At 71.5% G+C, this 11,447-nt stretch carries 9 protein-coding genes; 8 read left to right on the forward strand and 1 reads right to left on the reverse strand.

The genetic code is table 11. The annotated features are described in order from the left end of the window. Positions 1–35: 35 nt before the first annotated feature. From AC1UE4_RS17875 to AC1UE4_RS17910, 8 genes are read left to right on the forward strand one after another with little or no spacing between them, the layout of a single operon-like run. A complete protein-coding gene (locus AC1UE4_RS17875) occupies positions 36–953 on the forward strand; it encodes an ROK family protein (RefSeq protein ID WP_482918663.1) in 918 nt (305 codons plus the stop codon). Beyond that, on the forward strand, positions 950–3,589 hold the full coding sequence (locus tag AC1UE4_RS17880) for a bifunctional transaldolase/phosoglucose isomerase (RefSeq protein WP_482918664.1): 2,640 nt from the start codon (positions 950–952) through the stop codon (positions 3,587–3,589). The genes AC1UE4_RS17875 and AC1UE4_RS17880 overlap by 4 nt, the downstream gene beginning before the upstream one ends. A gap of 2 nt (positions 3,590–3,591) precedes the next feature. Continuing rightward, entirely contained in the window at positions 3,592–4,521 is a 930-nt protein-coding gene (gene gnd, locus AC1UE4_RS17885) for a phosphogluconate dehydrogenase (NAD(+)-dependent, decarboxylating) (protein ID WP_482918665.1), read from the forward strand. Beyond that, positions 4,518–6,059, forward strand: a complete 1,542-nt coding sequence (zwf, locus tag AC1UE4_RS17890) for a glucose-6-phosphate dehydrogenase (RefSeq protein WP_482918666.1) — start codon at positions 4,518–4,520, stop codon at positions 6,057–6,059. Before gnd ends, zwf begins: the two co-directional genes overlap by 4 nt. Then, on the forward strand, positions 6,040–7,104 hold the full coding sequence (locus AC1UE4_RS17895) for a glucose-6-phosphate dehydrogenase assembly protein OpcA (RefSeq protein WP_482918667.1): 1,065 nt from the start codon (positions 6,040–6,042) through the stop codon (positions 7,102–7,104). Before zwf ends, AC1UE4_RS17895 begins: the two co-directional genes overlap by 20 nt. Further along, on the forward strand, positions 7,080–9,062 hold the full coding sequence (locus AC1UE4_RS17900) for a glycoside hydrolase family 15 protein (protein WP_482919044.1): 1,983 nt from the start codon (positions 7,080–7,082) through the stop codon (positions 9,060–9,062). The genes AC1UE4_RS17895 and AC1UE4_RS17900 overlap by 25 nt, the downstream gene beginning before the upstream one ends. Further along, complete coding sequence (pgl, locus tag AC1UE4_RS17905; protein ID WP_482918668.1) at positions 9,059–9,757, forward strand: 6-phosphogluconolactonase; 699 nt, start codon at positions 9,059–9,061, stop codon at positions 9,755–9,757. Before AC1UE4_RS17900 ends, pgl begins: the two co-directional genes overlap by 4 nt. A gap of 17 nt (positions 9,758–9,774) precedes the next feature. Then, positions 9,775–10,332, forward strand: coding sequence for a histidine phosphatase family protein (locus AC1UE4_RS17910; RefSeq protein WP_482919045.1), 558 nt, complete (start codon positions 9,775–9,777; stop codon positions 10,330–10,332). Here the strand turns inward: AC1UE4_RS17910 and AC1UE4_RS17915 are convergent. After that, positions 10,329–11,342 carry a hypothetical protein gene (locus tag AC1UE4_RS17915; protein WP_482918669.1) on the reverse strand — a complete coding sequence of 338 codons (1,014 nt, stop codon included), beginning with the start codon at positions 11,340–11,342 and terminating at the stop codon, positions 10,329–10,331. The genes AC1UE4_RS17910 and AC1UE4_RS17915 overlap by 4 nt on opposite strands. Between the last annotated feature and the right edge of the window lie 105 nt (positions 11,343–11,447).

The raw sequence follows: 11,447 nt of genomic DNA on the forward strand, positions 1-11,447 counted from the left end.
GTTGGAACGCGGCCATCCGTGGCATGCTGCGAAGCGTGAGCAGCCGGATCATCGGCGTGGACGTCGGCGGGACGAAGGTGGCCGTTGCCGCGCTCGAGGACGGGGAGCTGAGCGGTCGGGACGTCGAGCCGACCGTCACGACGTCGACCGACGCGTTCCTCGACCAGCTGACCGAGATGATCGAGCGCCAGGGCGAGGCGGATGCGGTGGGGATCGCCGTGCCGAGCGTCGTGGACTTCGCGACCGGTTCGGCGCGCTTCAGCGTGAACATCCCGCTGGCGGGGGTGCCGCTCAGGGAGGTCTTGGGTAGTCGACTCGGCATCCCGGTCTTCGTCGACAACGACGCGACGTGCGCCGCGCTCGCCGAGGCGCACGCCGACCCGGACGCCATCCCGCGCGTGCTCGTCATGTTCACCATCGGCACCGGCGTCGGCGGCGGGATCGTGCTCGACGGGCAGATCTTCCGCGGCGCGACCGGCGCCGCCGCGGAGCTCGGGCACATGATGATCGCGGCGGACGTCGCCAACGGCGCGCCGGCGAGGCCGGAGCACTGGCCGCAGCGCGGCTCGCTCGAGCACGCCGCCGACGGCGACGCGCTCGGGGCGCTCGCGAAGCACCACGGCTTCGAAGATGGGAAGGCGGCGGTCACCGCCGCCAAGGAGGGCGACGCGCAGGCGCGCGACGTCCTGAGGATCCTCGGCGAGCGCGTCGGCGTCGGGATCGCGAACCTCATGCACACCCTCGACCCGGACGAGGTGGTGATCGGCGGCGGAGTCTCGGCCGCCGGCGACCTCCTGCTCGTGCCCGCGCAGGACGCGGCGCGGCGCCTCACGTTGCCCGGGGTCGGGACGCGCGCGCGGATCCGCATCGCGCGCTACGGGAACGAGGCCGGCGTGCGCGGCGCAGCGCTGCTGGCTGCGACTGAGCGAGAGAACACGGGAGTCACGACATGAGCACCCCTGCCGTCAACGTCAACCCTCGCCTGGCCGCGCTGACGCAGGCCGGCGTCAGCCCGTGGCTCGACCTGCTGCGCCGATCGCTCATCGAGCAGGGCGAGCTGCAGCGGATGATCGACGAGGAATCGCTGCGCGGCGCGACGTCGAACCCCGCGATCTTCGAGAAGGCGATCCTCGGCTCCGACGACTACGACGACCAGCTGCGCGAGCTGGCCGAGTCCGGCGCCGACGGCCGCGAGACGTACCGCGCGATGGTCGTCCGCGACGTCCAGGCCGCGTGCGACGTGTTCCGCTCCACCTGGGAGGAGACCGACCACCTCGACGGCTACGTCAGCCTCGAGGTCGAGCCGGACCTTGCCCACGACACCGAGCAGACGCTGACCGCCGGGAAGTACTATTGGGAGCGCGTCGACCGGCCCAACGTGATGATCAAGATCCCCGGCACGCCGGAGGGCGTCGGCGCCATCGAGGAGGCGACGTACGCCGGGGTCAACGTCAACGTCACGCTGCTGTTCGCGGTCTCCGCGTACAAGGAGATCGCGCTCGCGTACCTGCGCGGGATGGAGCGCCGCAAGGCCGAGGGCCTGAGCATGGACGTCCACTCCGTCGCCTCGTTCTTCGTCAGCCGCGTCGACACCGAGGTCGACAAGCGCCTCGACAAGATCGGCGGCAAGGACGACCTCAAGGGCCTCGCCGGCCTTGCGAACGCGCGCGCCGCGTACCGGCTGTTCCTCGACGAGCTCAAGCCGAAGATGGAGGAGCTCGGCTGCCCGCTGCAGCGCCCGCTGTGGGCGTCGACCGGCGTGAAGGACCCGCGCTACCCCGACACGCTCTACGTCGACGGCCTCATCGCGCCCGACACGGTCAACACGATGCCGCCCGACACGATGCAGGCGGTCGGCGACCACGGGAAGATCGAGGGCAACACCGCCGAGCTCGACGCGACCGAGGACCTCAAGAAGCTCGCCGACGCGGGCATCGACATCGACGACGTCACGGACACGCTGCTCGTCGAGGGCGTCGCGAAGTTCGTCACGCCGATGGTCAAGCTCATGGCCGGCATCGAGTCCAAGCGCGAGGCGATCGTCACCGACCGCCCGCTAACCTTCGACTCGAACCTGCCCGACGACCTCGAGGAGGCGGTCCGCGACCGCGTCCGCAAGGCGGTCGCCGACGACGTCGCCGGGCGCATCTGGCACAAGGACCCGAGCGTGTGGGGCGGCGACGCCGACACGCCGGAGCTCTCGAACCGGCTCGGCTGGCTGACGATCGCCGAGCGCATGCAGGACGAGGTGCCCGCGCTGCAGGCGTTCGCCGACGAGGTCAAGAGCGACGGCCTGACGCAGACGCTGCTGCTCGGGATGGGCGGCTCGAGCCTCGCGCCCGAGGTGCTGCGCGTCGCGTTCGGCGCCGACGGCTTCCACGTCCTCGACAGCACCGACCCGAAGGCGGTCCGCGAGGCCGAGAACGCGCTCGACCTCGACAAGACGCTCTTCATCGTGTCGAGCAAGTCCGGCGGCACGATCGAGACGCTGAGCCACTTCCGCTACTTCTGGGAGCGCGCCGGCCGCAACGGCGAGCAGTTCGTCGCGGTCACCGACCCCGGCTCGCCGCTGCAGCAGCTCGCGACCGAGCACGGCTTCCGCCGCGTCTTCGAGGCCGACCCCGACATCGGCGGGCGCTACAGCGCGCTCAGCCACTTCGGGCTCGTGCCGGCCGCCGTGATGGGCGCCGACACCGAGGCGCTCGTCGACGGCGCGATGGTCGCCGCCGAGGGCTGCCGCTTCGGCGATCCGAAGCAGGGCAACAGCGGGCTGTGGCTCGGCGTCGCGCTCGGCGAGCTCGCCAGCCGCGGGCGCGACAAGCTGACGTTCATCGTCGACGACGACGAGCTCGGGCCGGTCGGCCTGTGGCTCGAGCAGCTCGTCGCCGAGTCGACCGGCAAGCACGGCAAGGGGATCCTCCCGGTCGCCGGCGAGCCGCTCGGCGCGCCCGAGCAGTACGGCGAGGACCGCGTCTTCGTGCACCTGCGCGGCGAGAAGGGCAAGCTCGACGAGAAGGTCGGCGGGCTCGCGCACGCCGGCCACGCCGTCATCACCGTCCACACCAAGGGCGCCAAGGACCTCGGCCGGGTCTTCTTCTTCGCCGAGTTCGCGACGGCGGTGAGCGGCTGGGTGCTCGGCATCAACCCGTTCGACCAGCCCAACGTGCAGGAGGCCAAGGACAACACCAAGCGCGTCCTCGAGGGCAGCATCCCGGAGATTGAGGCCGGCGACCCGCACTCGCTGACGAAGGACGCGCAGCCGCCGAAGTACGTCGCGATCATGGCCTACGCCGCGCCGAGCGCCGAGCTCGAGGAGAAGGTCGACGCGGTCCGCCGGCGGATCCTCGAGCACCACGGCGCCGCGACCACGTTCGGCTACGGCCCGCGGTTCCTGCACTCGACCGGCCAGTACCACAAGGGCGGCCCGAAGAACGGGCTGTTCGTGCAGGTCGTCCCCGACGATCCCGACGACATCGAGATCCCGGAAGCCGGCTACACGTTCGGCCACCTCAAGCAGGCGCAGGCCGCGGGCGACCTCGAGACGCTCACCGGCCACGGCCTGCCGGTCGTCCGCGTGAAGGAGCTGTAGCGGTGCAGCTCGGCTTCGTCGGCCTCGGCCGCATGGGCGGCAACATGGTCCACCGCATCCACCGCGACTCGGACCACCAGGTCGTCGCGTTCGACTTCAGCGACGACGCGGTCAAGGCGGCCGAGGGGCACGGCGCGAGCGGGGCCTCCTCGCTCGAGGACCTCGTGAGCAAGCTCGAGGCGCCGCGGCTCGTGTGGATCATGGTCCCGGCCGGCGAGGCGACGCAGGAGACGGTCGACAAGCTGGCCGAGCTGCTCGAGCCCGGCGACGCGATCGTCGACGGCGGCAACTCGAAGTGGACCGACGACAAGGTCCGCGGCGAGGCGCTCGCCAAGAAGGACATCGGCTACGTCGACGTCGGCACGAGCGGCGGCGTCTGGGGTCTCGAGGTCGGCTACTGCATGATGGTCGGCGGGCCCGACGACGCCGTGGAGCGGCTCAGCCCCATCCTCGACGTCCTGGCCCCGCCGCACGACGACGAGCACGGCCGCGGCTGGCAGCACATGGGCCCGACCGGCTCCGGCCACTACGTGAAGATGGTCCACAACGGGATCGAGTACGGGATGATGCAGGCGTACGCCGAGGGCTTCGCGCTTTTCGATGCCAGCGAGTTCGATCTCGACAACGCGCAGATCGCGCACCTGTGGATGAAGGGCTCCGTCGTGCGCTCCTGGCTGTGCGAGCTCGCCGCCAACGCGTTCGAGCAGGAGGGCAACGACCTCGAGGCGCTCGACCCCGTCGTCGCCGAGTCCGGCGAGGGCCGCTGGACCGTCGAGGACGCGGTCAACCAGAAGGTGCCGCTGCCGGTCATCACGATGGCGCTGTTCGAGCGCTACAGCTCGCAGTCGCGAGGCGACTTCGCGGCGAAGGTCAACGCCGCGCTGCGCGCCCAGTTCGGCGGGCACGCGGTCCAGCGGCGGGCGGACGGGTGAGCACCGCCGCCCAGCACCCGCAGGGCGAGAACCCGCTCAGCGAGGGGCTGGAGCGGCTGCCGGTCGCGCCGACGACGCTCGTCATCTTCGGCGCCACCGGCGACCTCAGCCGCCGCAAGCTGCTGCCGGCGCTCTACAACCTCGCGCACGAGGGCGCGCTGCCGGGGCGCTTCCACCTCGTCGGCTCGTCGCGCAGCGAGATGAGCGACGAGGAGTTCCGCAAGCTCGCCACCGACTCCGTCCGCGAGTTCTCGCGCCGCGAGCCGGACGAGTCGCTCATGGAGGAGCTGTTCTCGAGCGCGCGGTACGTCCCCGGCACGTTCAACCAGGGCGACCTGTACGACCGCCTGCGCGAGACGCTCGACGCCTACGACGACGAGGCCGGCCTCGCGCTGAACCGCTGCTTCTACCTCTCGACCGCGCCGTCGTTCTTCCCGGTGATCATCGAGGCGCTCGGCGAGCACGGCCTCAACCGCCGCAACGACGCCGAGGTCCGGGTCATCATCGAGAAGCCGATCGGCACGAACCTCGAGGAGGCGCGCGAGCTCAACCGCATCGTGCTCGAGAACTTCGCCGAGGATCAGGCGTTCCGCATCGACCACTACCTCGGCAAGGAGACGGTCCAGAACGTCATGGCGTTCCGCTTCGCGAACGGCATGTTCGAGCCGGTCTGGAACCGCAACTACGTCGACAACGTCCAGATCACCGCGGCCGAGGACATCGGCGTCGGCTCGCGCGCGGGCTACTACGACAGCTCCGGCGCGCTGCGCGACCTCGTCCAGAACCACATGCTGCAGCTGCTCACGCTGCTGTGCATGGAGCCGCCGGTGAACTTCGGCGCCGACGACGTCCGCGACGAGAAGGTCAAGGTCCTCCACGCGATCAAGAAGCCGACGCTCGAGACGGTCAAGGACATCACCGTGCGCGGCCAGTACACTGCCGGCCGCGTCGGCGGCGAGGAGGAGCCGGCCTACCTCGACGAGGCCGACGTGCCCGAGGACTCGAAGACGGAGACGTACGTCGCGCTGCGCCTCGAGGTCGACAACTGGCGCTGGGCGGGCGTGCCGATGTACCTGCGCACGGGCAAGCGGCTCGCGCGCAAGGTGACCGAGATCGCGGTGACGCTCAAGCCGGTGCCGCACCTCGGCTTCGACCAGAACGGGTCGCTCGGCGTCCGGCCGAACACGCTCGTGCTGACGGTGCAGCCGAACGAGGGCGTCTCGCTGCAGCTCGGCGCGAAGATCCCCGGCACCCGGATGTCGATCCGCCCGGTGAACATGGAGTTCCAGTACGGGACGACGTTCCTCTCGCAGTCGCCCGAGGCGTACGAGCGCCTGATCATGGACGCGATGCGCGGCGACGCGACGCTCTTCACGCGCAACGACGAGGTCGAGGCGCAGTGGGAGATCATCGATCCGATCCTCAAGGCCTGGGCGGAGACCGGACAGCCCGTCGAGACCTACGAGGCCGGGGGGCAGGGCCCCGAGGCGGCGAACGGGATCATGCTGGCGGGCTGCGATGCCTGGCGCGCGATCTGACACCGTCTGGAGCGAGCGCGACACGTCGCCGGGCGCGGTCGAGGCCGCGCTGCGCAGGCTCGTGGTCGAGAAGCACGCCGAGAACGCCGGCTACGTCCCCGCGCGGACGATCAACCTCATCTGCATCGTCGACCACGACTGGAGCGGCGAGATCGCCAACCGCCTGCGCGGCGTCGGGCGCTACCACGCGGGTCGCACGATCGTGTGCTCGCTCGAGCGGCGCCGCGAGACGATCGACGCGCGCGCCAGCGTCGTCTCCGAAGGCGAGCCCGAGCACGGCAAGTTCGTCCTGCTGCGCGAGACCGTCGTGCTCCGCGTCGGCGACCGCCACGTCGAGGGGCTGCGCTCGATCGTCGATCCGCTCGTGGTGACCGACGTCCCGACGGTCGTGTGGTCGCCGCACGGCCACCCCGAGGCGGTCGACGCGCTCCTGGGGCTCGCGCAGTCGGTGATGTGGGACTCGGTCGCCGAGCCCGACCCCGCCGCGGCGCTCTGCCGCGCGGGCGACCTCGGCGAGCGCGCGTACGTCGTCGACCTGGCGTGGCTGCGCGGGACGCCGTGGCGCGAGCGCGTCGCCGCGTACTTCGACCCGCCGGCCGCGCGACGGCTGCTCTCGATTATCACCGGCGTGACCGTCCGGCACGCGCCCGGCTCCGAGGCGGGCGGGATGCTGTTCCTCGGGTGGCTGTCGAGCCGGCTCGGGTGGGAGCCCGTCGAGCTCGTCCACCACGAGGACCGCGCGATGGGCAAGGCGCGCGCCAAGCGCCAGGACGTGCGGCTCGTGCTCGAGTGCGCGCATCAGGACGTGCCCGGCCTCGCCGGCGTGACGATCGAGACCGCCGACGGCGCGAGCCTGTCGCTCGACCGCGGCGCGGGCGGGCTGAAGGCGCTGCGCAAGGCGAAGGACGGTCGCGAGCGCGCGTGGACGATCCTCGGCGCGTCGCGCGGCGAGGGCGGGATCCTCGGCGAGGGCATCCGGCAGGCGCTGCTGCGCGACCGGACCTACCAGCCCGCGCTGAGCTGCGCCCGGAGGCTCGCGGGTTGAAGCGCATCGTCGGCGACGTCCCGCTCGGGGGCAGCCCGTTCCCTCCGATCGCGGACTACGCCTTCCTGTCCGACTGCGAGACGGCCGCGCTCGTGGCGCCCACCGGCAACATCGAGTGGATGTGCCTGAAGCGCTTCGACGGGCCGAGCATCTTCGCGGCGATGCTCGACCGCGAGGCCGGCGGGTTCATGCTCGCGCCGCTCGACGTGCGCGTCCCCGCGTCCCGCCGCTACCTGCCCGGCACGATGATCCTCGAGACGACGTGGGGGACGAACACCGGGTGGATCATCCAGCGCGACCTGCTCCTCATCGGTCCCTGGCACGACATGAAGGAGCGCTCGCAGACGCACCGCCGCGCTCCGACCGACTGGGACGCCGAGCACGTGCTGCTGCGGACGCTGCGCTGCGTGCAGGGCTCGGTGGAGCTGCACCTCGAGTGCGAGCCGGTGTGCGACTACGGCCGGACCGAGCTGCACTGGGAGTACGCCGACGGCGGCTACCACCACGCGATCGGCCGCGCCGAATGCGCCGACGGCCCGCTCGAGCTGCGGCTCAACACGGACCTGCGCCTCGGCTTCGAGGGCTCGCGCGCCCGCGCGAGGACGACGATGCACGAAGGGGAGTTCGCGTTCGCGGCGCTGAGCTGGAGCGAGCACGGCGCGCCCGAGACGTACGACGAGGCCTACAAGCGCGTCGTCCGCACCGCCGACTTCTGGCACGAGTGGCTCGCGCGCGGCGACTTCCCCGACCACCCGTGGCGGCCGTACCTGCAGCGCAGCGCGCTGACGCTGAAGGGCCTCTCCTACGCGCCGACCGGGGCGATGGTCGCCGCCGCGACGACGTCGCTGCCCGAGTCGCCGCAGGGCGAGCGCAACTGGGACTACCGGTACTCGTGGATCCGCGACTCCACGTTCATGCTGTGGGGGCTCTACACGCTCGGCTTCGACTGGGAGGCCAACGACTTCTTCTACTTCATCGCCGACGTCGCCGGCGCTGACCGCGACCTGCAGGTGATGTACGGGATCGGCGGCGAGCGCGAGCTCGTCGAGCACGAGCTCGACCACCTCGACGGCTACGAGAACGCGCGCCCGGTCCGCATCGGCAACGGCGCCTACACGCACCGCCAGCACGACGTGTGGGGCACGATCCTCGACTCGTTCTACCTGCACACGAAGTCGCGCGACGGCCTGCCCGACCGCTTCTGGCCGATCCTGAGCAAGCAGGTCGAGAAGGCGATCACCCACTGGCGCGAGCCCGACCGCGGGATCTGGGAGGTCCGCGGCGAGCCGCAGCACTTCACGTCCTCGAAGATCATGTGCTGGGTCGCCTGCGACCGCGGCGCGCGCCTCGCCCGCCTGCGCGAGGACGAGGAGATGGCGACGCGCTGGCAGGAGGTCGCGGACGAGATCCACGCCGACGTGCTCGAGAACGGCCTGGACGAGCGCGGCGTGTTCGTGCAGCACTACGGGACCGACGCGCTCGACGCGTCGCTGCTGCTCGCGCCGCTCGTGCGGTTCCTGCCGCCCGACGACGAGCGCATCGTCGCGACCGTCAACGCGATCGCCGACGAGCTGACGGTCGACGGGCTCGTCCTGCGCTACCGCGTCGAGGAGACCGACGACGGCATGCGCGGCGTCGAGGGCGCGTTCACGATCTGCTCGTTCTGGCTCGTCAGCGCGCTCGCCGAGATCGGCGAGTCGCAGCGGGCCCGCGAGCTGTGCGAGAAGCTCATCGGCTACGCGAGCCCGCTCGGCCTCTACGCGGAGGAGATCGAGCCGCGGTCCGGGCGCCACCTCGGCAACTTCCCGCAGGCGTTCACGCACCTCGCGCTCATCAACGCGGTCATGCACGTGATCCGCGCCGACCACGAGCTCACGCTGAACCAGCAACCGCTCGACGCGCGCCGGCGCGACCCGCTGCGCCCGCTCGACGCGCCGGCCCCGGGAGACGGACCATGACGAGGCTCACCGTGCTGCCGGACGCGGAGGCCGCCGCGCGGCGCGCCGCCGACGTCATGGCGAACCACATCAACGACGCGCGCACCCAGCGCCGCGACGTGCACATCGCCATCGCCGGCGGCTCGACGCCGCAGCGCGCGTACGAGCTGCTCGGCGACATCCAGGGCACATGGCGCCACGTGCACCTCTGGTTCGGCGACGAGCGCTGCGTGCCGGCCGACCACGAGGAGGCCAACCAGCGGATGGTGCGCGAGAGCCTGCTCGACCACCTCCGCGCCGAGGACCATCCGGTGCTGCACCCGGTGCGCGGCGAGCTGAGCCCCGAGGACGCCGCCTGGCTCTACGGAGTGGAGATCGTGCGCGCGATGGGGGAGAAGCCGGTGTTCGACCTCGTCCTGCTCGGCATGGGGCCGGACGGGCACACCGCGTCGCTCTTCCCCGGCGCGCCGGAGGCCGAGGCGGCGCACGCCCCGGTCATCCCGATCCGCAACAGCCCCAAGCCGCCGCCCGAGCGGATCACGCTGACCATGCCGGTGCTGCGGCGCGCGCGCTACACGGTGCTGCTCGCCACGGGCGAGAGCAAGCGCGAGGCGCTCGACCGGGTGCGCGCGGGCGACCAGGCGGTGCCGTCCGCGCGCCTCGGCGAGGACCTCGACGAGATCGTCTGCGACCGCGCCGCCGCGGGCGAGGGCTGATCCCCGAGCCGCGCGTCATCCTCGTCCGCCACGCCGAGACGGCGTGGTCGGTCGCCAACCGCCACACGGGCAGGACGGACGTGCCGCTAACCGACGACGGCCGCGCGACGGCGCGCGCGCTCGCGGAGGGCCTCGCGCCGAGGCGGTTCGCGCTCGTGCTGAGCAGCCCGCTGCAGCGGGCGCGCGAGACGGCCGAGCTGGCCGGCGTGAACGTGGACGAGGTGCTCGACGACCTCGTGGAGTGGGACTACGGCGCCTACGAGGGGCGCACGGCGGTCGACGTGCGCGCGGAGCGGCCGGGCTGGGTGCTCTGGCGCGACGGGGCGCCGGAGGGCGAGAGCCCGGACGAGGTGGCCGCGCGGGCCGACCGGGTGATCGAGCGGGTGCTCGGCGTGGACGGCGACGTCTGCGTCGTCGCCCACGGGCACCTCCTGCGGATGCTCACGAGCCGCTGGCTCGAGCAGCCGCCGGCGTTCGGCCAGCGCCTCCCGCTCCCCGCCGGCCGCCTGGGCGAGCTCGGCTGGGAGCGGGGCACCCGCGTCCTGCGCGGGTGGGCGCTGACGGAACTGCCCTAGCGGATGAAGCTCGCCGCGCGCTTCTTGAACGTGTTGTACGCGGGACGCGCGGCGCCGTTGGCACGGACGAGGCCGGCGTCGAACCGGCTCTGGCAGTCCGTGCCCCAGTAGTTGTACGAGTAGAGGCGCTCGATGCCCTGGCCGCGGTAGCGCTTGGCCAGCGTGAACATGTCGGAGATCGCGTTGGCCTGGCGCTTCTCGGCCTTCGCGACCGACACCTTCGCCGTGCCGCACGGGAAGCTGCGGCCGAAGCTCGCGAGGCCGCCCGTCTCGGTCATCCAGAACTTCGCGCGCCGGTTGTAGCGCTTGACGGTCTTGATGATCGACGCCGTGATGGCGCCCTTCTTGCGGCCCTTCTGGCGGTAGCGGTTCGTGTCGGAGTAGTTGTGCATGCCGACCACGGACACGTACCGGCGCTGCGACTTCTTCAGCGCGCCGAAGAAGCGCTTGATGTAGCTCTCGACGCCGCGCTGGTCGAGGACGTCGAGGGCGACGATCTTGCAGCCCTTGCACATCGAGCGCAGGGCGAGGAAGAACTGGGCCGAGCGCTTGGGGCTCTTGTACGTCGGCTGCGAGTCGTGGTTGACCTCGTTCCACGTGCCCCAGTCGATCTTCTTGCCGCCGAAGCGCTTGACGAGCGGGCGGATCTTCTTCTTGTAGGTCGCGACCGACGGCAGCTTCGCGACCGGCAGGCCTTTGGCCCTGCCCTCGGACGCGCGCGTGAGGATGTCCGTCGAGATGTGCATGAGAACGCGGACCTTGGCGGCCTTCGCGGCGGCGACGTAGGCGTCGGCCGCGGCGAGCTCGCCGGGGTTGTCGATCGCGTTCCAGCGGATGAAGTAGCGGACCTTCTTGACCTTCAGCTTCTTGAAGTTCGGCTGGCTGAAGGTGCTGGCGTTCTGATCACCGATGCCGACGGCCACCTTGGTCTTGGCTGCGAACGCGGTCGACGGCAGGGCGACGAGCGCGATGAGCAGCGCAAGCAAGGCGAACGGGGTCTTCCGGGGCATGGGGGCGGGAGTCCTCCTCGAAGAACGTGGGGCGGACAGAGAGAACCCCGCGGCGGGAAGCAAGTTGCGCGGGGCGATCGCACAGGCTAGCGGGGGAGCGACTTC

The organism is Parviterribacter kavangonensis, from assembly GCF_056863335.1.